The 20,641-nt window shown below is 69.5% G+C and carries 19 protein-coding genes; 4 read left to right on the top strand and 15 right to left on the bottom strand.

Features of this window, described 5'->3' with window-relative positions; genetic code table 11:
- Nucleotides 1-10: 10 nt before the first annotated feature.
- From DSX2_RS09945 to DSX2_RS09890, 12 genes are all read right to left on the bottom strand, one after another.
- Nucleotides 11-661, bottom strand: a complete 651-nt coding sequence (locus tag DSX2_RS09945; protein WP_020880899.1) for a hypothetical protein — start codon at nucleotides 659-661, stop codon at nucleotides 11-13.
- Nucleotides 662-962: 301 nt separating this feature from the next.
- The gene (locus DSX2_RS09940; RefSeq protein ID WP_052014741.1) at nucleotides 963-1,325 is read right to left on the bottom strand and encodes a hypothetical protein; all 363 of its coding nucleotides are present in this window, start codon (nucleotides 1,323-1,325) and stop codon (nucleotides 963-965) included.
- 185 nt (nucleotides 1,326-1,510) lie between these two features.
- Nucleotides 1,511-2,830: a sigma-54-dependent Fis family transcriptional regulator gene (locus DSX2_RS09935; protein ID WP_020880897.1), complete on the bottom strand. Its 1,320-nt coding sequence runs from the start codon at nucleotides 2,828-2,830 to the stop codon at nucleotides 1,511-1,513.
- Between the two features lie 124 nt (nucleotides 2,831-2,954).
- Complete coding sequence (locus DSX2_RS09930) at nucleotides 2,955-3,548, bottom strand: DsrE/DsrF/DrsH-like family protein (RefSeq protein WP_020880896.1); 594 nt, start codon at nucleotides 3,546-3,548, stop codon at nucleotides 2,955-2,957.
- A gap of 180 nt (nucleotides 3,549-3,728) precedes the next feature.
- Entirely contained in the window at nucleotides 3,729-4,103 is a 375-nt protein-coding gene (locus DSX2_RS09925; RefSeq protein ID WP_020880895.1) for a DsrE family protein, read from the bottom strand.
- Between the two features lie 31 nt (nucleotides 4,104-4,134).
- The gene (locus tag DSX2_RS09920; protein ID WP_020880894.1) at nucleotides 4,135-5,103 is read right to left on the bottom strand and encodes a (Fe-S)-binding protein; all 969 of its coding nucleotides are present in this window, start codon (nucleotides 5,101-5,103) and stop codon (nucleotides 4,135-4,137) included.
- A 1-nt stretch (nucleotide 5,104) separates the two neighbouring features.
- On the bottom strand, nucleotides 5,105-5,434 hold the full coding sequence (locus DSX2_RS09915) for a 4Fe-4S dicluster domain-containing protein (RefSeq protein ID WP_020880893.1): 330 nt from the start codon (nucleotides 5,432-5,434) through the stop codon (nucleotides 5,105-5,107).
- Entirely contained in the window at nucleotides 5,431-5,769 is a 339-nt protein-coding gene (locus DSX2_RS09910; protein ID WP_020880892.1) for a hypothetical protein, read from the bottom strand. The genes DSX2_RS09915 and DSX2_RS09910 overlap by 4 nt, the downstream gene beginning before the upstream one ends.
- Nucleotides 5,766-7,751: a CoB--CoM heterodisulfide reductase iron-sulfur subunit A family protein gene (locus DSX2_RS09905; protein WP_020880891.1), complete on the bottom strand. Its 1,986-nt coding sequence runs from the start codon at nucleotides 7,749-7,751 to the stop codon at nucleotides 5,766-5,768. The genes DSX2_RS09910 and DSX2_RS09905 overlap by 4 nt, the downstream gene beginning before the upstream one ends.
- On the bottom strand, nucleotides 7,748-9,079 hold the full coding sequence (locus DSX2_RS09900) for an FAD-dependent oxidoreductase (protein ID WP_020880890.1): 1,332 nt from the start codon (nucleotides 9,077-9,079) through the stop codon (nucleotides 7,748-7,750). Before DSX2_RS09900 ends, DSX2_RS09905 begins: the two co-directional genes overlap by 4 nt.
- Nucleotides 9,076-9,555: a hydrogenase iron-sulfur subunit gene (locus DSX2_RS09895; protein WP_020880889.1), complete on the bottom strand. Its 480-nt coding sequence runs from the start codon at nucleotides 9,553-9,555 to the stop codon at nucleotides 9,076-9,078. The genes DSX2_RS09900 and DSX2_RS09895 overlap by 4 nt, the downstream gene beginning before the upstream one ends.
- 7 nt (nucleotides 9,556-9,562) lie before the next feature.
- On the bottom strand, nucleotides 9,563-9,817 hold the full coding sequence (locus tag DSX2_RS09890; RefSeq protein ID WP_020880888.1) for a sulfurtransferase TusA family protein: 255 nt from the start codon (nucleotides 9,815-9,817) through the stop codon (nucleotides 9,563-9,565).
- A gap of 375 nt (nucleotides 9,818-10,192) precedes the next feature.
- Here DSX2_RS09890 and DSX2_RS09885 point away from each other — a divergent pair, with 375 nt between their 5' ends.
- Both DSX2_RS09885 and DSX2_RS09880 read left to right on the top strand, forming a co-directional pair.
- Nucleotides 10,193-11,710 (top strand): sigma-54-dependent Fis family transcriptional regulator, encoded by a 1,518-nt coding sequence (locus DSX2_RS09885; RefSeq protein ID WP_020880887.1) that lies wholly within the window; start codon nucleotides 10,193-10,195, stop codon nucleotides 11,708-11,710.
- A gap of 196 nt (nucleotides 11,711-11,906) precedes the next feature.
- Nucleotides 11,907-12,116: a Nif11-like leader peptide family natural product precursor gene (locus DSX2_RS09880; protein ID WP_020880886.1), complete on the top strand. Its 210-nt coding sequence runs from the start codon at nucleotides 11,907-11,909 to the stop codon at nucleotides 12,114-12,116.
- A gap of 101 nt (nucleotides 12,117-12,217) precedes the next feature.
- Here the strand turns inward: DSX2_RS09880 and ahcY are convergent, their stop codons facing one another.
- Both ahcY and DSX2_RS09870 read right to left on the bottom strand, forming a co-directional pair.
- Nucleotides 12,218-13,645, bottom strand: a complete 1,428-nt coding sequence (gene ahcY, locus DSX2_RS09875; protein ID WP_020880885.1) for an adenosylhomocysteinase — start codon at nucleotides 13,643-13,645, stop codon at nucleotides 12,218-12,220.
- Nucleotides 13,646-13,707: 62 nt separating this feature from the next.
- Entirely contained in the window at nucleotides 13,708-14,694 is a 987-nt protein-coding gene (locus DSX2_RS09870) for a metalloregulator ArsR/SmtB family transcription factor (RefSeq protein ID WP_020880884.1), read from the bottom strand.
- 241 nt (nucleotides 14,695-14,935) lie between these two features.
- Here DSX2_RS09870 and DSX2_RS09865 point away from each other — a divergent pair, with 241 nt between their 5' ends.
- Nucleotides 14,936-16,594 (top strand): methyl-accepting chemotaxis protein, encoded by a 1,659-nt coding sequence (locus DSX2_RS09865; protein WP_020880883.1) that lies wholly within the window; start codon nucleotides 14,936-14,938, stop codon nucleotides 16,592-16,594.
- A gap of 595 nt (nucleotides 16,595-17,189) precedes the next feature.
- Here the strand turns inward: DSX2_RS09865 and DSX2_RS09860 are convergent.
- Nucleotides 17,190-19,592, bottom strand: coding sequence for a glycosyltransferase (locus DSX2_RS09860; protein WP_020880882.1), 2,403 nt, complete (start codon nucleotides 19,590-19,592; stop codon nucleotides 17,190-17,192).
- Between the two features lie 224 nt (nucleotides 19,593-19,816).
- Here DSX2_RS09860 and lgt point away from each other — a divergent pair, with 224 nt between their 5' ends.
- Nucleotides 19,817-20,611, top strand: coding sequence for a prolipoprotein diacylglyceryl transferase (lgt, locus tag DSX2_RS09855; RefSeq protein WP_020880881.1), 795 nt, complete (start codon nucleotides 19,817-19,819; stop codon nucleotides 20,609-20,611).
- Nucleotides 20,612-20,641: the final 30 nt, after the last annotated feature.

Below are 20,641 nucleotides of genomic sequence, written 5' to 3'. Positions count from 1 at the left end.
GTCTGTCCTCCTACCAGGTCTTGGTGCCGCGGCGGGCGAATTCGCTGCCTATGAAGGCGCGTCCGAAGAAGAAGAGGAAGGCATGGGCCAGGCGGGTGAACGGCAGGCAGATGAGCATGATGCCGCCGGTCAGGACGTGGACCATGAGCATGGTGTCCGGCGCGAGCAGCAGCTTGTGCGCGGCCAGGTAGCCGGTCAGGAAGGGCAGCACGGTGACGGCCCAGAGCAGCCAGTCCGCCGGGCCGGTGACGATGCGCACCTCGGGCTTCGTCAGGCGGCGGACGAGCAGGCCCGCGGCCGCGATCAGGAAGACGATGGTCAGGCCGTCGGTGACCGGATCGGACACGCTCGGCCAGCCCATGCCCCAGTTGTAGGCCAGGGTCACCACGTGGCCCAGGGCGAAGAGCGGGGCGAAGATCAGGCAGAAGTGGAAGGCGAAGGTCAGGAGCGTGGTCCCGGGATGCTCGCGCCAGCTGCGCGAGCCGTACGGGATCAGCCAGTTGACGATGGAGGAGAACATCCATCCCGGCCGCGCGTGGTCGAAGAAGATCTTGTCCGTGCGGCGCGAGCGCAGGACAAGGGAGCCGATCTGCCAGGCGCTGCCGAAAAGCAGCACGGCAAATGCGATCCACAGGAAGGGGCCGTTCACGAAGTCGTACATGTTGCCTCCTCAGTTCCGTACGTGGCCAGGGCAGGGACCGCGGGGGCCGGGCTGGCCGGGGTGGGGGGTGGTGGACCCGGGCCGTCCTCGTGGGACCGCCCGGAACGATGCGCGTGTGGAGACGCGGGAACTTCCCGCGCGCGCCAAGCGGCCGGCGCATGTGTGGGGCATGCGCCGGCCTGTGGCGTGGAGTGGCTCCTTCATATGGAGGGTGGAGCCGAAATGCGAAGCGGCGTGCACGGGAGCCTGCATCTGCGGTCTCAGCCGATCCTGCCGCTGTCGGGGGCCACGGTCATTCTCTTCATCCTTCGTCCGGGCTCTCGCCCCAGCCTTCGGCCGAGCAGCCCGGCATGAGCATCCGGTCCAGCCGTCCGGCGCGCAGGGCCTCGAGGATCTCGGGGATCCCGCCCGCGAGCCAGGCGTGCACGGACACGCCGCAGCGCGAGAGCGCCGCGTGGTCCGCCCGGGTCAGGCCGCCGCAGACCAGGGCCGCCACGCCCTTGCCGCACAGCAGCCCGGCAAGGGTGCGCGACGTGCGCGCGGGCCCGGGCAGGACGCCGTGCGCCGCGGCTCCCTGCGGCGTCACCTCGAAGAGGCGGAGTTCCTCCGCCGTCTCCAGGAGCGTCGCCAGACGCCCTTCATGGCAGGCCAGGCAGACCAGCATGCGCTCCTTCCGTTTCTCGGTCGTGTATCGGAAGGCCTTGAGCAGGCTTTGTGCCACGCACGAAAGTCGCGTGAAAACAGGGTTTTGCCGTTTGCGGACGGGATTCGTGACCTGGGCAGGGCGATATTTTCGCCCGTGCGCCCGGGTGGGAGGCTAAAATATCGCCCGATCGCCGGGAAGGGAGGCTAGCCGCCGCGCAGCAGGCGGCGCAGGGTGTCCTTGGTGATGCCGAGCTCGCGGCAGGCGGCCATGCGGCGGCCGTTGTGGCGCGCCACGGCCTCGCGCGCGGCGCGGCGCTTGATCTCCTCCATGGAGGTCGGCGCCGCGGCGCCCGCGGCCTGGGGCTTCAGCCGCTCCGGCAGGTCCTCTATCTGGATGAAGCCGCGGCGGCAGAGGATGAAGGCGTATTCAAGGATGTTCTGCAGCTCGCGCACGTTGCCCTGGTAGTCGTGGCGCATGAGGATGTGCATGACGTCCTCGGACACGCCCGCGATCTCCTTGCCGCTGATCAGGCTCTGGCGGCGCACGAAATGGGCCACGAGCAGGGGGATGTCCTCGGGCCTGTCGCGCAGCGGCGGCAGCTCGAGCTCCACCACGTTCAGGCGGTAGTAGAGGTCGCGACGGAACGACCCGGCCGCGACCATGGAGGCGAGGTCCCGGTTGGTGGCCGCGACCACGCGCGCGTTCGCCTTCTCGGGCGCCAGCGCGCCCAAGGGCTCGAAGGTCTTCTCCTGGAGCACGCGCAGGATCTTCACCTGCAGCGCCTGGGGCAGGTCGCCCACCTCGTCCAGGAAGAGGGTGCCCCCGGCCGCGAGGTGGAAGCGGCCGGGCTTGTCGCGCCGCGCGTCCGTGAAGGCCCCGGCCTTGTAGCCGAAGAGCTCGGATTCGAGCAGGTTCTCGGGCAGGGCGCCGCAGTTCACGGCCACGAAGGGCCCGTCCTTGCGCTCGCTCAGGTTGTGCAGTGCGCGGGCGAAGAGCTCCTTGCCCGTGCCGGACTCGCCCAGCAGGAGCACGGGCGAGCCGCTGGCCGCGATCTGCGGCAGGATGTCGAGCATCGCCAGGAGCGGCTTGCTGCGCGTGTGGATGTCCTCGAGCGAGCGGAACTCCTCGAGCTCCTTGCGCATCAGGTGCAGCGCCGTGAGGTCGCGGAACGTCTCCACCCCGCCCACGGGCCTGCCGTCCTCCCCGCGCAGGGGCGCGGCGCTGACGCTGATGGGCACGCGGCGGCCGTCCGGCCGCACGATGAAGATGGACTTGTTGACCACGGGCTCGCCGCTCTGCAGGCAGGCGCGCATGGCGCAGGCGCCGTCGCAGATGCTCGAGTGGAAGACCTCGCGGCAGGTGCGGCCCACGGCCTCGTCCCGCGAGACGCCGGTGATGGCCTCGGCCGCGCGGTTGAACGAGGTGATGCGCCAGGCGAGGTCGACCGTGAAGACGCCGTCCGCGACGCTGTCGAGAATGCTCTGGCAGGGGATGCCTGCGGGGAAGGAGGGGCACTGTGACATGGCTGTCCCGTTTTTCCTCTGGTGCCCTGCCCCGGCCGCGCGGTCAACACGAGGAGGCGGACGGGCGAATTTTTCGCCCTGCGGCGGACTCCTTCTTCGCCCTTGGCCTCTCCCCCCGGCATCGTCAGATGAACAGGGTCACCGAGCTCTTGCCCGCCTCCTGGAGGAACTTGGCCACCCCGGCCAGGGTCACGTTCGGGTAGTCGCGCATCTCGTCCGGGGAGAGGCCCATGAGGTCCATGGACATCTCGCAGACGACGATCTCCACGCCGAAGTCCGCGGCCTGTTTGATGAGCTCGGGCAGCGGGAGGGCGCCCTTCTTCTTCATGACCGACTTGATCATGGCCGTGCCCACGCCCGCCATGTGCATGCGCGAGAGGTGCAGCTGGTCCGGCCCCTTGGGCAGCATGCGGTCGAACATCTTGGCCGTCACCTCGGCCTTGGCCACGTGCTTGTCCGGGTCGCGCATGACCGTGGTGCCCCAGAACGTCAGGAACATGACCACGCGGTCGTACATGGCCGCGGCGCCCACGGCGATGATGAAGGCCGCGAGCAGGCGGTCGAGGTCGCCGCTGAAGACGACCATGGAGAGCTGGTCGTCCGGCAGGCGCGCCTCGGCGGAACCGAGCCGGTCCTCCATCTGCCCGAGCTGCTGCTCGAGCCTGGCCACGCGCTGTTCGAGGGTTTCGGGAACGGTGCTTTCGGCAGTGGTTTCCATGCGTCTTCCTTGTCTGGTCCGTGTGCTTGGGGTTTCGTTGGTGTGCTGCTGACGCCGGGCCGCGCCCGGCCGTCCGTCGCAGGAACGGGCACAGCCGCGCGCAGGCAGGCAGGGGGCGCGGGGTGGAGCGCGCCCCCTGCCTGCCGCCGACGGGGTATCGGATGGAACAGGCTTCAATTCCTAGAAGACGAAGACCGCCTTGGCCTCCATGGCCGCCACGTTGAGCGCGGCCGCGGCCGTGGTGGTCACGCCGTCCAGGAGGTCGGCCTCCGCGATGTTGCGGTCCTTGATGCAGGGCATGCAGACCCTGATCTCGCCGCCCAGCTCCTGGAAATCCGCGATGAGCTTGGCCACGGGCGGGAAGCCGCCGCCCGGAGGCATGTGCGCGGCGAAGCCCTTCTGGGCCAGGTAGACGCCGTTGGTCTGCAGGACCACGACGGCCTTCACGTCCATGGCCAGGGCGGCGTTGCCCAGCACGAACGGCAGGCAGGCCTTTTCCGGGTCGTCGCTGGCGTGGGTGCCGATGTAGAGGATGGTTTCGGGGGTCTCGGCCATGGTCGTCTCCTTCTGGTGATGCTCGGGTGGCTTAGGGGTTGGTGGTGTTCCGGCGATGGAGGCGGTCGGCGACGAGGCTCGCGAAGTCCGTGACCTCGGCGCCGAGGCGTCTCAGGTTGCCAAGGCAGATGGGGCACATGGCCACGACGGGCGCGCCCGGGGCCGTGAGCTCGGCGAGCCTGCGGCCCCCGACCTCGCCCGAGAGCCTGGGCGAGAGGGATTCCGCCGGGCCGCCGCAGCAGTCGGTGTAGGTGCCCTCGTTGCGGATGCTCGAGCAGGCGACGCCGAGCCCCGCGAGCACGCGGCGCGGGGCGTCGGAGAGCTCGAGGTAGCGGCCGTAGAAGCAGGGGTCGTGCAGGGTGACGCGCTCCGGTCCCGTCCCCTCCTGCGCGGCCGGGAACAGCTCGGGCCGGATGTGCTCGAAGTAGGCCGTGACCTCGAAGTCCGCGTCCGCATGCTTCGGATAGAGCACCTTCAGGGCGTAGGCGGTGTGCGGGTCCACGCACACGATGCGCCCGATCCCGGCCCGGCGCAGCTTGGCGGTCACGGCGCGGGCGTGGCGCGCGAACTCCTTTTCGCTGCCCAGGTCGTAGAGCAGGATGCCCGAGTAGTCGTCGAGCTCCGGCCTGTAGGCCACACAGAGCCCCGAGGCAGTAAGGATCGTCACGATGTCGGACAGGGTCCTGCCCGCGCGTTCCCGCTCCGCCTGGGGCGTGAGCAGGTGCAGGCCCAGCCCCGAGAGCACGGGCGGCACGAAGCGGCCGAAGCGCACCATGCCCTCCTTCGCGGTGCCCTCGAAGCGTTCGAGCAGGCGCGTGGCCGTGGCGATGTAGGGGGCGTACTGGTACATGAGCCCGGTGAAGAGCAGGGCTTCGCCCTCTCGCGGGAGGCTTTCCCGCTTCCACCAGGTGTTGGCCAGGGAGCCCGGCACGCCGAAGGGGCTCATGGTCGCGCGCACGTTGTGCGCGAGCACGTCGACGATGGCGCTCGGATCGTACATCTCAGCTCCTCCCCGCGTCGGCCGCGGCAGTCGGCATCACTCCGGATTCGAGCAGGTAGCGCTTGAGCCCGTGGATGATCTCGCCGGGCTCGGCCCCCCTGGGGCAGGTGCGGGTGCACAGCCCGCAGTGCAGACAGCGCCAGAGGTCGCGGGCCTGCTCAAGAACGCGCTCGCGCGCCCCGATCTGGACGTAGCGGATCATGTTGCGCGGGAAGTGGCCCTCCATGAGCGGGCAGACCGCCGCGCAGGTGCCGCAGTTGAAGCACTTCGCCGCGTTTGCGACTCCGGCGGCCGTGAGCTCCTGATAAAAGTCGGGTCTGAGCGTGGTCATGCGGTCGCCTCCTCCTGCTCTTCCGCCTTTTCTCCGGCGGCCTCCGCCTTCTCCAGGGCGGCCGGGGCGCAGAGGCCGTAGGCGAAGTAGTCGCCCTGCTTTCCGGCCTCCACGACCTCGCCGTACTTCTTGAGCGCGGCCAGGTACCAGAGGACCGAGGCCGTCCCCATGCCCGTGGCCTCCGCCACCTCGGGCACGGTGGCCGGGCCCTTGCCCAGGGCCTTCTTCACGGCGCGCACCGCGGCGGCCTGTTCCCTGGCCTTGGCCGCTGCCGCCGCCACGTACTGCGCGCGTTCGGCGCGCAGCCTCTTCAGCAGGTTCGGGTCCGCCTTCATGCGCTCACCTCCTCGGGGTCGGGCAGGGATTCGGAAGCGGATTCGGGCGCGCCGAGAACCGTGTTCCCGAGGACCGTATCGTCGACGATGGCGTCGACCATGGCCTCGTACTGGGAGAGGGCCCAGCCGGAGACCTCGATGGCCTGCTTAGGGCAGACCGCGACGCAGGCGCCGCAGCCCATGCACAGCGCGGGCTCCACCTGGGCGCGGGAGACGGTGGTTCCGTCCTGCTCCACCTCCACCATGCGCAGGGCGTCTTCCTTGAGACAGGCGTCCACGCAGAAGCCGGGGCAGGCGCCGGTGCCCACGCAGCGGGCAAGGTCCACCGTGGCCACGAAGGGGTTCAGGCTGACCTCGCCCCGGTCGAGCAGGATGGCGGCCTTGGCCGCAGCGGCCGAGGCCGTGTTGCAGGCCTCGCCGGAGTCCATGGGCGCCTGGCAGGTGCCTGCGAGCAGCAGCCCTGCGGTGGGCAGCTCCACCGGGCGGAGCTTGGGGTGCACCTCGAGCAGGAAACGGTCCGCGCCCACGGGCAGCTTCATCATCTCCACGAGGTCGCCGACAGGCGCGGGCTCCATGCCCGTGGCCAGGACCACGAGGTCCACGGGGACCGCGAGCTCCTCGCCGAAGGTCAGGGTGTCCCTGACGCGCACGCGAAGCGGCGTGCCGCCGCCGTCGGCCTTCTCGACCACGGGCGGCTCCTCGGCCTCGAAGCGCATGAAGACCACGCCGCTCTGAGCGGCCTTGGTGTAGATGTCCTCCTGGCCGCGTCCGTAGGTGCGGATGTCGCGGAAGAGGTCGTAGACGCGGGTTTCGGGGAAGCGTTCGCGCACGGTCACAGCCGCGGTCAGCGCTGCGGTGCAGCAGACGCGCGAGCAGTACTCGTTCAGGGTCCCGTCCTCGCGCTCCTCGTGGATGCCGGGGATCTGGCGGCTGCCCACGCAGTGGATCAGGGCCAGGGAGCGCACCGGGCGGCCGTTCACCGCCAGTTCCTTGTCCCCTTCGCCTTGGCCGAGCAGGCGCGCGAACTCGGGCAGGGTCACCACCTCGGGCAGCTCGCCCGCGCCGTATTCGCCGCTCTGCGGCCGGTAGGAGGAAAAGCCCGTGGCCAGGAGCACGGATCCGGTCTCGAGCGCAAGCGTCTCTTCGGCCTCTGGCACGGCCTCGGCCGGCACGCCCGCAAAGGGCACGTAGCCGCCGGGCTCCGGCAGGCTTGAGGGCCCGATGTCCGGCAGAACGTCCGGGGGCGTGCGGCGCACGGAGAGGCTGAAGTTGCCCACGTAGCCGGAGAAGCCCGCGACCTCGGCGCAGGAGTGCACCGCGATCAGGGGGTTCGCGAGCACCGCGTCGGCCAGCTCGCGCACCAGCTCCTCGCCGCTTCGGCCCGTGGGCGAGACGCGGGAGAGGCGCGCGAGGCCGCCGCCGAGGAAGGGCGACTTCTCCACCAGGGCCACGGGGATGCCGCGCCCGGCCAGGTCCAGGGCCGCGCGCATGCCCGCCGCGCCGCCGCCGACCACGGTCACGTGGCGGCGGGCCGGGACGCGGATGGGTTCGAGCGGCCAGAGCCCCGCGGCCTTGGCCGCGGCCGCGGCCACGAGCAGCGTGGCCTTGTCCGTGGCCGCCTCGCCGTGGTGCACCCAGCTGACCTGCTCGCGGATGTTGGCGTGCTCGTAGAGATAGGGGTTGGCGCCCGCGCGCTCGATGGCGGCGCGGAAGGTCGTCTCGTGCAGGCTCGGGGCGCAGGAGGCCACGACCACGCGGTCCACCAGGCCGCTTTGCAGGTCCTCCATGATCATCTGCTGCCCGGGGTCCGAGCACATGAAGGTGTTCACCCGGGCCGCAGCCACGCCGGGCACGGCCGCCAGGCGCTCGCGCACCGCGTCCACGTCCACGTGGTCGGAGATGTTTCCGCCGCAGCGGCAGAGGTAGACGCCGACCCTGGCCGCGCCCTTGTGCTCCGAAGGCGTGTTGCCTGACGTGCTCATGACCGGGCCTCCCCGTTCGCGTTCGCGACCCTGGCCGCCTGCTCGGTCATGTGCGCCGCGGCCTGCATGGCCGCGGCCCCGGCCTCGGCGATGCTGTCCACGATGTCCTTGGGCCCGGCCGCCACCCCGGCCACGAAGACGCCCGGAATGTCCGTCAGGGTGGGCGAGGTGCTGGGCCGGATGGTGCGCACGAAGCCGTCCTCGGCCAGGGGCACGGCGCATTCGGCGCCGGGCTGCCAGCCGGGCACCATGCCCAGGGAGAGGACCACCATGTCGTGCTCGCGCACGGCCGTGCCGTCACCCGACTGGTCCTCGTAGCGCACGGCCACGCCGCCGTCCTCGCCCGGGGCCAGGCTCGCGGCCTTGGCCTTCACGAACTCGATGCCCATGGCCTTGGCGTTCTGGAAGAACTGCTCGTAGTTCTTTCCGAAGGCGCGGATGTCCATGTAGTAGACGGTCACGTCCGCCAGGGGCAGGGCGCCGGAGAGCAGCATGGCCTGCTTCACGGCGTACATGCAGCACACGCGCGAGCAGTAGGGGATGCCCTGGCTTTGATCTCGCGAGCCCGCGCACTGCACGTAGGCGATGGAGGCGGGCTCCTTGCCGTCCGAGGGCCTGAGCACGCGGTTGTACGGGCCGTGCGGGGCCAGCAGGCGCTCCATCTGCAGCGAGTCGACGACGTTCGGAATCGAGCCCCGGCCGTAGAGGTTCTTGTCGCCGATCCCGGTCAGCTCGAAGCCCGAGGCCACGATCGCGGTGCGCGCGGCAAGCTCGAACTCGCGCGGCTCCTCGTCGTAGCGGATGGCGTTCGTGGGGCAGACAGAGGCGCACTTGCCGCAGAGCATGCAGTTCGCGACGTCGAGCAGCGCCTTCTGGGGGATGGCGTTGGAAAAGGGGATGCGCACGGCCTTGCGCGCCGAGAAGCCGCCCTGCTCCGCGTCCTTCACGTAGACCGGGCAGGCGTACTCGCACTTGCGGCAGCCGATGCAGGCGTCCATGTCCACGTAGCGCGGGTTCTGCCGCACCCGGGCCGCGACGGGGAATGCGCCGCCGTTGCCGGAGGAGAGGCTTTGCAGGTCGCACAGTGTGAAGAGGGTGATACGCGGATGGTGGGCCGCGGCGGCCATCTTGGGCGTGGTGATGCAGCTCGCGCAGTCGAGCGTGGGGAAGACCTTGGAGAGGCGGATCATCTTGCCGCCGATGGAGGCGTCCTTCTCGACCACGGCCACGGAAAAGCCCTGGTCCGCGAGGTCCAGCGCGGCCTGAAGGCCCGCTATGCCCCCGCCCACCACCAGGGTGTCGAATTCGCGCGCGTTCGGAGCGCTCATGCCCGGCCTCCCGCAGTCTGCGCGTCCTGCGACGCGTCCGCGTCCAGCGGCTTCCCGAAGACCGGCGGGCCGAGCTCCTGGACCACGGCGTTCATCTGGTTGACCTCGTTCAGGAAGGCCCGGTTGCACACGGTGCAGATGGCCGTGAGCCGCAGCCGCCGGATGTCCAGCCCCTCTTCCTTCATCAGCGCGTAGACGCGGTCCAGCCGCCGGGCCATGGCCTTGTAGGCGCCCTCGTAGGGGCACTCCTCGCCGCAGGACATGACGATGATGCCCGCGATGCCCTTGCGGAAGCAGTCGAGGTAGAAGCGCTCCGGAAAGAGCACCGGCGCGCGCACGCGCAGGATGTAGGTGTTCGCCGGGTAGCTCGAATGGGCCTGGCCCACGGAGTCCGCGCCGGGATAGGCGCAGCTCTCCGTGGCCAGGATCAGGATCTTGCTCCCGGTCGGGACTGCCGGGCGGGTGGCGGTCGCCATGGCGGGCCTACTTCTTCCTGCGCACGTAGTGCTTGTCGTAGCCGTCGGCCGCGACGAGCCCGAGGTACTCGTGGCCCACCTTGGCGGCCCAGGCCGGGATGTCGGTGCGCGTGCCGGAGTCGTTGGAGTAGACCTCCAGCACCTCGCCCACCTTGACCTTGCCGATGCCCTTTTTGGCTTCGAGGAGCGGGCCGGGGCAGGCGCTGCCCCTGGCGTCGGCGACTGCCGCGGTGGCGATGGAGGCGAGATCGACGTCGGACATGGTGTTTCTCCTGTTTGTCGGGGTGTCGTTTCGTGGCTGCGCGGCCGGACGAGGGGAAGGCCCGGACAGGTCCCTGCGGACCCGGTCGCCGTCCGGCCGGAGGCATCCTGGGGATCAGGGAGATCAAGTTCGGTGCCAGCCGCGGCCGGTCCGAGGGAACGAAATCGTATTTAACTGAAATGGTTGGCGTAACGAGGCGCTGACGGTTGCCGTGAAGGCTTTTTTCAGGCCCGGCGGTTGGCAAGCAGGTGTTCAGGTGTTAACTGTCTGGACAGAATATCCGTTCACAAACTTTACACCTTGGCGGATGTGGACACCCGGTGTCCGGGCGGACACATGACGGCCGGACTTCAGGGCAGATTCGCGGACGAACCCATGGAAGTGCTGCACCCCGAGAAGTTTTCCCCAAGGGAATTCCCCATGGACGAGTACTGGAAGGTGATCATCGACACCATCCAGGACGGCGTCATGGTCGTGGCCCCGGACGGCCGCATCCGGTGGGTCAACGAGGCCTTCGAGCGCATCTCCGGCTACTCCCTGGCCGAGCTCTCCGGCCGCTCCTGCGCGGTGCTCGAGTGCTCGGCCTGCGTGGTGGCGCGCGAAAAGGGCAAGCAGGACGGGGACTGCCACTTCTGCGCCATGTTCCGCCGCGGCGAGCTTCGGGGCCAGCGCTGCGTGCTCAGGCGCAAGGACGGCCGGATGCTGCACGTGCTGAAGAACGCCTCGGTGCTGAAGGACGCGGCGGGCGGGGTGCGCGGCGCGGTGGAGACCGTGACCGACGTGAGCGAGCTGGTGGACAAGGAGACGCAGATCGAGACCATCCGCCGCGAGCTCGACTCCGAGGAGCGCTTCCACGGCCTCATCGGCCGCTCCGCCGCCATGCAGCGCGTCTTCGACCTGATCCTGGACGCCGCGCAGTCCGACGCGCCGGTCATCGTCTACGGCGAGTCCGGCACGGGCAAGGAGCTGGCCGCGCGCGCCGTGCACGAGGCCGGGCAGCGAAGCTCCGGCCCCTTCGTCAAGGTCAACTGCGCGGCGCTCAACGAGTCCCTGCTGGAGTCCGAGCTCTTCGGCCACGTGCGCGGGGCCTACACCGGCGCGCACCGCGACCGCGTGGGCCGCTTCGAGGCCGCGCACACGGGCGACATATTCCTCGACGAGATCGGCGACCTGCCGCTCTCCACCCAGGTGAAGCTCCTGCGCGTGCTCGAGGACAAGGTCATCGAGCGCGTGGGCGACCAGCGGCCCATCCCCGTGGACGCGCGCATCATCTCGGCCACCAACCGCGACCTGCCCGCGCTCATCGCCAAGGGCTCGTTCCGTGAGGACTTCTACTACCGCATCAACGTCATCCCCATCTGGATGCCGCCGCTCAGGGAGCGCGCCGAGGACATTCCGCTGCTCGCCACCTCCTTTTTCCAGCGTATCAGGCTTCGCAGCGGCAAGGCCATCGAGGGCGTCTCGCACCGCGCCATGGAGGCGCTCCTGGCCTACGACTGGCCGGGCAACGTGCGCGAGCTCAGGAGCGCCTTCGAGTACGCCTTCGTCTCCTGCCGGGGCGCGGTGATCGAGCCCGAGGACCTGCCCCCGGCCGTGGTGCGCCGCACGCCGCCGTGCCTTGTTCCGGCTCCCGGGCCGACGCCCGGGCCGACCCCCGGTCCGGAGGAGACGGGCGAGACGCAGCCCGCCGAGCAGGCCGAAGGCCTCGGCGACCTCGAGGCCATCAAGCGGCAGCGCCTCGTCCAGGCCCTGCGCCGCACCGGGGGCAACCGCTCGGCCGCGGCCAGGCTCCTCGGCATCTCGCGCACCAGCGTCTGGAGCCAGATGAAGCGCTTCGGCCTTGCCGAGGGCACCGCCCAGGGCACTGCCGTGGGCAAGACCGGCGAGGACTGAGCCGCTTCCCCGTCCGCCCCGCTCCCGACCTCCCCCGATCTCCCCCCGACCTCCCCCGACCCGCGGCCACCGTTTCGGCCCGATCGGCAGAAGCAGGCCATCTTTTTTCGCCTCCGCCTTGCCTGGGGCCGGAAATGCGCTATTTTATCATTTTCGGAAAAAACACCCGGAGAAGAAGCCCGGCAAGGAGGAATGCATGTCCATCGAGAGCGCCAAGGCCTACATGCAGCGCATGCGGGACGACGCGGCCTTCAAGGCGGCCGTGGAGGACAGGGCCGACCACGAGGCCCGCTGGGAGTACATCAGGTCCGAAGGCTACGACTTCACCTTCAGGGAGTTCGACGCGGCGCAGGTGGAGCTCATGGCCGCGCTGGGCACGGACGAGCCCGTCAAGGGCAAGGGCTGAGCGCCCGCCCGGATCTTTTCGAGGCTGCGAAAAAAGGCGGGGAGCGGAACCGGATGGTTCAGCTCCCCGCCTGCGTTTTCAGGGGGGCGTCGCGGCCCGGGCTAGTAGCGGTAGTGCTCGGTCTTGAAGGGGCCGTTCTCCGGCACGCCGAGGTACCTGGCCTGCTCGGCGGTGAGCCGGGTCAGCTTCGCGCCCAGGCGGTCGAGGTGCAGGCGCGCGACCTCCTCGTCCAGGTGCTTGGGCAGGACCATGACCGTGTTCTCGTGCTTCTTCGCGGCCAGCTCGATCTGGGCCAGGACCTGGTTGGTGAAGGAGTTGGACATCACGAAGCTCGGGTGGCCGGTGGCGCAGCCCAGGTTCACGAGGCGTCCCTCGGCCAGGACGATGATCGACTTGCCGGTCTTCTTGTTGACCCACTTGTCCACCTGGGGCTTCACGTTCACGCGCTCCCAGTCGGCCGAGCCCTCCAGGTAGTCCATGGCGATCTCGTTGTCGAAGTGGCCGATGTTGCAGATGATGGCCTCGTTCTTCATGCCCTCCATGTGCTCGCCGCGGATGACCTTGGCGTTGCCCGTGGCGGTGACGAAGATGTCGGCCTCGGCAAGGCCCTCCTCCGTCGTGGTCACCTGGTAGCCTTCCATGCAGGCCTGCAGGGCGCAGATGGGGTCGATCTCGGTGATCAGCACGCGCGCGCCGAAGCCGCGCAGGGACTGGGCGCAGCCCTTGCCCACGTCGCCGTAGCCGCAGACCACGGCCACCTTGCCCGCGATCATCACGTCCGTGGCGCGCTTGATGCCGTCCAGCAGCGACTCGCGGCAGCCGTAGAGGTTGTCGAACTTGGACTTGGTCACGGAGTCGTTGACGTTGATGGCCGGGAAGAGCAGCTCGCCCCTCTCCTGCATCTGGTAGAGGCGGTGCACGCCGGTGGTGGTCTCCTCGGAGACGCCGCGGATGCGCTCGGCGAAGCGGGTCCACTTGCCGTGGTCCGCCTTCAGGATCTCCTTCATGCGCCGGACCAGGCAGACCCAGTCCTGCGAGGTCTCGTCGGACTCGAGGGCCGAGGCGTCCTTCTCGGCCTTCACGCCCAGGTGGACCATGAGCGTGGCGTCGCCGCCGTCGTCGACGATCAGGTCCGGGCCGGAGCCGTCGGGCCAGGTCAGGGCCATCTCCGTGCACCACCAGTACTCGTCCAGGGTCTCGCCCTTCCAGGCGAAGACCGCGGCCGAGCCCGCGGCGGCGATGGCCGCGGCGGCGTGGTCCTGGGTGGAGAAGATGTTGCACGAGGCCCAGCGCACGTCCGCGCCGAGCGCGGTCAGGGTCTCGATGAGCATGGCCGTCTGGATGGTCATGTGCAGCGAGCCCATGACGCGAAGGCCCTTGAGCGGCTTCTCCTTGCCGTACTTCTCGCGCAGGGCCATGAGGCCCGGCATCTCGTTCTCGGAGAGCTCGAGCTCCTTGCGGCCCCAGTCGGCCAGGCCCAGGTCCTTGACCTTGTAAGGCAGGGAAAGATCGAGGGATTCGATGGTCATGTCATACCTCCATTGGGGGTGGTTTGCGTTGGTTGGGGTACCTTGCGGTCTCTTGCGGTGTCTTACGGGTTTTTCGGGGTCTTCCGGATGCGCACGAAGCGCAGGTCCAGGCCGCCGGGAAGGGGCTCCTCGCGGCTGTCCGCGACCGTGAGCCCGCCCGCGGCGCACCACGCGCCGAGCTCTTCCAGGGAGAAGCCGAGCCAGAGGTCGCCGTGGCGGGTGCGCATGGCCTCGCGCTCGTGCTTGGCGAAATCGACCAGCAGGAGGCATCCGCCCGGCGCGAGGACGCGGCCCGCCTCGGCCAGGCCCGCGGCGGGCTCGGCCAGATGGTGCAGGGCCATGCACAGCAGGGCGCAGTCCGCCTCCGCGTCGCGCAGCGGCAAATGCTCCAGCTCGCCCACGCGCAGGCTGGTCCACGAGGGATCCGCGCCGCCCCGGCCAGCGGCCTCGCGCAGCCGCTCGCGGGCGCGGGCCAGCATGGCGGGCGAATGGTCCACGCCGATGACCGTCGCCGCCTTCTCGTGCAGCACGGGCAGCATGAGCCCGGTGCCGCAGCCGAGGTCCGCGGCCGTGCCGCAGTCGGGCATGAGCTCGCGGATGCGGGCCGTGAGGTCGTAACCGCCGAGGACCTCGGCCAGCAGCTCCGGCCAGTCCGGGGCGTGGGCGTCGAAGAAGCGGCGGGCCGCGTCGCGCCGGGCCTCGAGCACGCGCGCGGCCGCGGCCAGATCGGCCGTAAATTCGCCCGCGGATTCGGAGGCGTCCGCGTCCGCACCAGCACGATCCCCGCCGCCCAGAAACGGCGCCAGGGCCGCCAGGAACGCGGCGCCGGGGCCCGTGCGCACGGCGCGGTAGAAGGCCCACAGGCCGTCGCGCCGCGCCTCGGCCAGCCCGGCCTCGGCCAGGATGCGCAGATGGTGCGAGACGCTGGACTGCGGCAGGCCGAGGATCTCCACCAGCTCGCCCACGTTCAGCTCGTGGCGCAGCAGCATGGCCGCCAGGCGCACGCGCGTGGGATCGGCCAGGGCCTTGTTGTATTGAACTATTGACATATTTTGAATCAATGTTTGTTGATATATTGGTCGCTCTACCCGAGCAGGAGCGGCGCGTCAAGCAGGAGCGCGCATTTGCGGCCCCGCGCCGAGGGCAGGGACCGGCAGGTACGGACAGAGGGGCACACGACTCTACAAAAAAGAAGGAGATTGACAAAAGAGAACGATTAATCAAATTTCTTCCTGAGGGGTCCAAAGTTTTATTCTTTTTTTGTCATTTTTCCCGCCATCGGAGCATACCATGAATCCTGCCGTTGTCGCGGCGGCCGTTGCCGTCCTGTTCACTCTGCTCGCCGGGCTCGCCGCCTGGTTTTTGCCCGCAGGACTGTCCGCGCCCGCCGTGGCCGGGCTCGTCGTGCTCCTGGCCGTGGCCGCCGGGCTTCTCGCCCGGCTTTTCGTGGCGCGCGCCCTGGCCGCCACCCTGGCGCCCCTGGCGGCCGCCGCGCGGGGCGAGGCAGACACCGCCGCCCTGCCCGCGACCGGCCCCCTGGCCCCGGTCTGCGCCGCCGTGGCCAGCCTCGCCGCCGCCGCAAAGGCCTCCGACGAGCGCCTGGCAGAGGCGCAGCGCTGCCAGGCCGACTGGCAGGCCGCCGACAAGGCCGCCGAGGCCAAGGCCGACCGCGCCGCGCGACGCCAGCAGGTCGTGGGCAAGAGCATGAGCGAGGCCGCCGCCACCCTCAAGAGCGTCTCCGCCAACATCACCGAGTTCGCCGCCTCCCTGGCCCGCGAGACCGAAAAGGTCAGCTCCGGCGCCGAGACCCAGCGCGGCCGCGTGGAAAGCGCCGCCGCCGCCGTGGAGGAGATGAACGCCACCAACGCCGAGATGGCCAAGAACGCCAAGGCCGCCTCGGATTCCGCCGAGAGCACCCGCACCATGGCCCAGCAGGGCGCAGAGGTCGTCACCGAGTCCGTCTCCGCCATCCGCACCCTGGCGGGCGTCATGGACGGCCTGCGCTCCGACATGGAACAGCTCGGCACCAAGGCCGAAAGCATCGGCAAGGTCATGACCGTCATCTCCGACATCGCCGACCAGACCAACCTCCTGGCGCTCAACGCCGCCATCGAGGCCGCGCGCGCCGGTGACGCCGGACGCGGCTTCGCCGTGGTCGCCGACGAGGTGCGCAAGCTGGCCGAAAAGACCATGTCCGCCACCAAGGAGGTCGACGACGTCATCCGCGGCATCCAGAACGGCACCTCCAAGAGCCTCGAAAGCATGGGCCAGGCCTCAAGCGCCGTGAAACGAGCCGAGGACCTCTCCGGAAGGTCCGGCGACATGCTCTCCGGCATCCTCGACCTGGCCAACGGCACCTCGGACCAGATGCGCGCCATCGCCGCCGCCAGCACCCAGCAGTCCGTGGCCAGCGACGAGGTCGCCCACTCCATGGAAACCCTGGCAGGCTTCTCCGGCGAAACCGCCCGCGAAATGACCTCGGCCCTGGATTCCATCCACAAGCTCGACGGACAGATCCAGGAACTCGTCAAGCTCGGCGGCGTCTTCCGCATCATCTCCGAAGGCACCGTGCTCGCCGAGGTCGAACGCATGATCCACAACCCCGACATCGCCGCCATGGATCCCGGCCGCGCCGAACAGGCCATGCGCCGCTACGTGGATCAGCTGCCCTTCCTCGAACTGCTCTACCTCACCGATGCCTCGGGCAGGCAGATCACCGCCAACATCCCCGCGCGCGACGTCCACCTCAAGGACGCCGCCTCCGCACGCGGCAAGAACTGGTCCTCCCGCCCCTGGTTCACCGGCGCCATCGAAAACCAGGACGCCTACCTCTCCTCCATCTACGTCTCCGACGCCTCCGGCGACTACTGCCTCACCGTCTCCGCGCCCGTCATGCGCGGCGAGACCATCGTCGGCGTCCTCGGCGCGGACATCAAACTCTTCGGATAGAGAGAGGGATAAGGATCGCCTCCGGCGGGCAGGGAGGGGCTCCTCGCCCCTCCCTGCACCCACCCTCGCAAGGGGTGACCCCTTGACCCGCTTCGCACGCGAGGCTTGGGCAGGACGGACGGAAGGCAGCCTGGGCGTGGAAGGATCGTGCAGGGGAGAGGCTTGTCGCGTGCGTCGGCTCGGTCGGAAGACCGGGCCGTTTTTTTCGCCCTCCGCCGGGGACGGCGGAAGCCGAAAAATCCGGCCCGACCGCATCTCCTTTGCCCCCGGAAGCACCGACGAGCGCCTCTGAAGGCCCAGGGCAAAGGAGAGGGGGGAGAAATCAAAACAAACTTTTCATACAGAGGAGAGGGGTTCGGGGAGTCCTCCCCGACGGCAACTGTGCCCGGGATTTTCGCGTGGTCCGAGCGCAGCGAGGCTCACGCGAAAATCCCGGCACTCCTGTCCTGCGGCCCCCCACGCCCAGGCGGCCTCTGCCCGGTCGTCTGTCGTGCCGCATGCGAAGGGGGTCCAGGCTCAGCCTGGCGCAGGGAGGGTCCAGGGAGGGGGTGCGCAGCCCCCTCCCTGGCCGCCGGAGGCAGCTCTGTTCCCCCGCCTATCCGGCGCGGCTGTAGAAGTTCCAGGTCTCGTCGAAGGCGTGGCGGAAGGTGCGGGATTCGGTGTAGCGGCGGGCGGCGGCGCCCATGGCGGTGCAGCGTGCCGGATCGGCGGCGAGGCTTTTCACGGCGCGGGTGAGGTCGGCGAGGTCGTTGGCGCGGGTGACGAGTCCGGTGGAGTCGGGGACCATGTTCTCGTGGGGGCCGCCGCAGTCGCTGACGATGACGGGCAGGCCCGAGGCCTGGGCCTCGAGGATGACGTTGCCGAAGGTGTCGGTGGCGCTGGGGAAGACGAAGACGTCGGCCGAGGCGAAGCAGGCGGCGAGGTCTTCGCCGTCGAGCACGCCGGTGAACACGGCGCCGGTTCCGGCGAGGCGTTCCTCCATTTCGGCGCGGTACGGGCCGTCTCCGGTGACCACGAGGTGCAGCCCGTCGATCTCCCGGCGCAGGGCGTCGTAGGCTTCGGCCAGGAGGTGGAGGTTCTTTTCGCGCGAGATGCGGCCGACGTAGAGCAGGGTGGTGCCGCGCGTGAGGCCGTAGCGCTTGAGGAAGCCGTTGCGGCGCGAGGGGTGGAAGAGCTCGGTGTCCACGCCGCGCGGGTAGAGGACGATCTTTTCGCGCGCCAGGCCGCGTTCGGCCAGCTCGTCGGCCGTGGCCTGGGAGGGCGCGTAGACCAGGTCCATCTGGCTATAATACCAGATGGTGTATTTCCAGGCCATGTCCTCCATGGCGGTGTCGCCGGTGAGCTGGCGGGCGTACTGGGGGATCTGGGTGTGGTAGGTGCCGTGGATGGGCAGCTTGAAGAGCCGGGCGATGAGCAGGGCGGCCAGGCCGATGGGCCCGGGCGTGGCGGTGTGGATGTGGGTGAAGTCCTGCTCCGAGGCGAAGCGCAGCATGGCCAGGACCGGCGGGTAGAAGACCTTCTGCTGCGGGTATTCGGGCAGGTCGAAGACGCCGATGGGGTTGAAGTTCCTGACGCCGGGGTGTTCGTCCGGGCGGTCGGGCGAGCAGGTGACCATGGTCATGTCCTTGCCCGTGCGCCGGGCCAGGGCGACGCTTTGCTGCAGCGTCTTGGCCACGCCGTTGACCTCGTAGAAGGTGTCGGTGAAGTGGGCGACCTTGGGTTCGCGGCTCGGGGCGTGGCCGAGCGCGCGGTGGAGCACCTCGGCGCTGAAGACGCGGTCGTCGTTGAACAGGGTGTAGGCCAGGAAGTAGGGGGCGAGCACGGTGTAGAGGGCGCCTGCCGAGCCGATGGTGTGGAAGACGTCGAAGAGGTTGCCGCCGGAGAGGTGGGTCAGGAGGCTGTCCGCGAAGTGGCGCAGCACCTTGTTGGTGGCGCCGGTGCAGAAGCGGTACCAGAGCTGGCCGCGCTGTCCGGGCATGGGGCCGGTGGACATGGCGATGTGGTGCAGCTCGGGGTCGTCGCAGATGAGGCGGGCGGCCTCGCGGCGGCAGATGTCCTGCACGGTGCCGGAGTTCTGGTTCCTGCGCGAGAGGTAGCGGCGCGTGGTCCAGAAGGCCTGCAGGCGCTCCACGACGGTGGTGGCGCGGGTCTCGTCCTCGGAGAGGCAGCGGTCCACGAAGCGCAGGAAGATGTCCTTGTTGACGTAGCGGTCCAGTCCGAACTTGGTGCGGTAGAACTGGTAGGCGATGGCGTAGAGGTTGTGGGCCATGGTCTCGGGCCGGGCGGGCTCGCCGCGGGGCACGGCGTGGCCCTCGGCGATGCCGCGCAGGAAGTCCGGGAGGCTTTTCGCGCCCGGGACCTCGGTGTGGATGCGGGCGATGTTCAGTCCGCCGTGGTCGTCCGAGCCGCCGGTGAGGTTCTTCTTCCAGGGCTCGGGGTGGGTGGGCGCGAGGTTCTGGCGCTCGGCCATGCGCTCGATGTCCCCGGGCGTGAGCTTTTCCGCGATCAGGCGCACGGCCCGGTTGGCGGTGTCGTCGCGCGCGCCGTTGATCTCCAGGTTCTTGAAGAGCAGCAGGAGCTGCTCCACGTGGTCGGTGGTCAGGCGGTCGTTGACGCCGAAGAGCGGGTGGGCGCAGACGTGGGTGATGTTTTCCGCGCGGAGAAAGGCCGAGAGGTCGAAGACGTTCTCGCGGATGCGCTGGATCTCGGCGAACTGGGACTCGGCGATGTCGAGGGCCAGGACGTGGACCTTGCAGCCGTCCTCGGGGAAGTAGGAGGTGATCTCCACGCTGAGGAAGGTACCGGGCAGTTCGGCGATTTCCAGGGCACCCTGCAGGGTGTTGTGGTCTGCGACGGTCACCATGTCCATGCCGCGCTCGCGGGCGGTGCGGTAGATGGCGCGGGGGTCGGTGAAGCTTTCGGGGCAGCCGATCTTCTGGAGCACCCACTGGGAGGGCCGGGTGGAATGGCGGGAATGGACGTGCAGGTCGATCTTCATTGCGCTCTCCGGGCGCGGCGGGCCCAGGGCATGGCCTGCCGCTGGTTTGCCCGGTTCTAGGCAGGGCACGTGACGGGACCGTGCCGTCCGGGCGCTCGTGTGTGACGAGCGCATGATTTTTCCGCGCAGGCGGCGGGAGAGAGGCGGCGCGCGGCCGCGGGCAGGGCCTTCGGCCTGTACATGGCGCGGCTCGGAGGGTAGAAGGTGCGGCGCAAGGAGGCAGGATGATCTTTCAGCCGAACATAGACCCCGTTGCCGTGCACATCGGCCCGCTGGCCGTGCGCTGGTACGGCCTGATGTACCTCATCGGCATCTCCGCGGGCTGGATCCTCGGCCGCATGCGCACGCGGCGGCCCTGGGCGCCCATTAACGCCCGCCAGATGGACGACCTGGTCTGGTACCTGGCGCTCGGCGTGCTCGTGGGCGCGCGCGTCGGCTACATGCTGTTCTACGACTTCCCGGTGTTCATGGAGAATCCGCTCAGGCTCTTCGAGGTCTGGCGGGGCGGCATGTCGTTCCACGGCGGGCTCATCGGCACGGTGATCGGCATGTGGTGGTTCGCGCGCAAAGAGAAGGTCCGCTTCTTCGCGGTCACGGACTTCGTGGCCCCGCTCGCGCCCATCGGGCTGTTCTGCGGCCGCATCGGCAACTTCATCAACGGCGAGCTGTGGGGCAAGCCCACGACGCTCCCCTGGGGCGTGGTCTTCCGCGACCCGCTGGCCGGGCTCGTGCCCAGGCATCCGTCCGAGCTCTACGAGGCCCTGCTCGAGGGCGTGACGCTGTTCACCATCCTCTGGCTGTGGTCCGGGAAGAAGCGGCCGGTGCGCTCCACCTCCGGGCTGTTCCTGATCTTCTACGGCCTGTTCCGCTTCCTGGTGGAGTTCGTGCGCGAGCCGGACATCCAGCTCGGCTACCTGGCCTTCGGCTGGGTGACCATGGGCCAGATCCTGAGCCTGCCCATGATCCTCTTCGGCGTCTGGCTCCTGGCCACGGCCGGGAGGGAGGAACCCGAGGCCTGAGCCCGCTCGGCGGGCCTTTTGCTCCGGGCC

Origin of the sequence: Desulfovibrio sp. X2, from assembly GCF_000422205.1 — a bacterium.
In the GTDB taxonomy this organism is placed as follows: Bacteria; Desulfobacterota; Desulfovibrionia; order Desulfovibrionales; family Desulfovibrionaceae; genus Alkalidesulfovibrio.
The sequence above is the reverse complement of the archived record's forward strand: the minus strand, read 5'-3'. Positions and strand labels throughout refer to the sequence as shown.

What these genes read in the sequence shown, in the direction of transcription:
- DSX2_RS09915 (WP_020880893.1), bottom strand. Translation starts at nt 5,434, where the DNA reads ATGACCACGCTCAGACCCGACTTTTATCAGGAGCTCACGGCCGCCGGA.
- DSX2_RS09940 (WP_052014741.1), bottom strand. Translation starts at nt 1,325, where the DNA reads ATGCTGGTCTGCCTGGCCTGCCATGAAGGGCGTCTGGCGACGCTCCTG.
- DSX2_RS09890 (WP_020880888.1), bottom strand. Translation starts at nt 9,817, where the DNA reads ATGTCCGACGTCGATCTCGCCTCCATCGCCACCGCGGCAGTCGCCGAC.
- DSX2_RS09865 (WP_020880883.1), top strand. Translation starts at nt 14,936, where the DNA reads ATGAATCCTGCCGTTGTCGCGGCGGCCGTTGCCGTCCTGTTCACTCTG.
- DSX2_RS09905 (WP_020880891.1), bottom strand. Translation starts at nt 7,751, where the DNA reads ATGAGCACGTCAGGCAACACGCCTTCGGAGCACAAGGGCGCGGCCAGG.
- DSX2_RS09925 (WP_020880895.1), bottom strand. Translation starts at nt 4,103, where the DNA reads ATGGCCGAGACCCCCGAAACCATCCTCTACATCGGCACCCACGCCAGC.
- DSX2_RS09870 (WP_020880884.1), bottom strand. Translation starts at nt 14,694, where the DNA reads ATGTCAATAGTTCAATACAACAAGGCCCTGGCCGATCCCACGCGCGTG.
- DSX2_RS09880 (WP_020880886.1), top strand. Translation starts at nt 11,907, where the DNA reads ATGTCCATCGAGAGCGCCAAGGCCTACATGCAGCGCATGCGGGACGAC.
- DSX2_RS09930 (WP_020880896.1), bottom strand. Translation starts at nt 3,548, where the DNA reads ATGGAAACCACTGCCGAAAGCACCGTTCCCGAAACCCTCGAACAGCGC.
- DSX2_RS09945 (WP_020880899.1), bottom strand. Translation starts at nt 661, where the DNA reads ATGTACGACTTCGTGAACGGCCCCTTCCTGTGGATCGCATTTGCCGTG.
- DSX2_RS09900 (WP_020880890.1), bottom strand. Translation starts at nt 9,079, where the DNA reads ATGAGCGCTCCGAACGCGCGCGAATTCGACACCCTGGTGGTGGGCGGG.
- DSX2_RS09910 (WP_020880892.1), bottom strand. Translation starts at nt 5,769, where the DNA reads ATGAAGGCGGACCCGAACCTGCTGAAGAGGCTGCGCGCCGAACGCGCG.
- DSX2_RS09860 (WP_020880882.1), bottom strand. Translation starts at nt 19,592, where the DNA reads ATGAAGATCGACCTGCACGTCCATTCCCGCCATTCCACCCGGCCCTCC.
- ahcY (WP_020880885.1), bottom strand. Translation starts at nt 13,645, where the DNA reads ATGACCATCGAATCCCTCGATCTTTCCCTGCCTTACAAGGTCAAGGAC.
- DSX2_RS09935 (WP_020880897.1), bottom strand. Translation starts at nt 2,830, where the DNA reads ATGTCACAGTGCCCCTCCTTCCCCGCAGGCATCCCCTGCCAGAGCATT.
- DSX2_RS09895 (WP_020880889.1), bottom strand. Translation starts at nt 9,555, where the DNA reads ATGGCGACCGCCACCCGCCCGGCAGTCCCGACCGGGAGCAAGATCCTG.
- lgt (WP_020880881.1), top strand. Translation starts at nt 19,817, where the DNA reads ATGATCTTTCAGCCGAACATAGACCCCGTTGCCGTGCACATCGGCCCG.
- DSX2_RS09885 (WP_020880887.1), top strand. Translation starts at nt 10,193, where the DNA reads ATGGAAGTGCTGCACCCCGAGAAGTTTTCCCCAAGGGAATTCCCCATG.
- DSX2_RS09920 (WP_020880894.1), bottom strand. Translation starts at nt 5,103, where the DNA reads ATGTACGATCCGAGCGCCATCGTCGACGTGCTCGCGCACAACGTGCGC.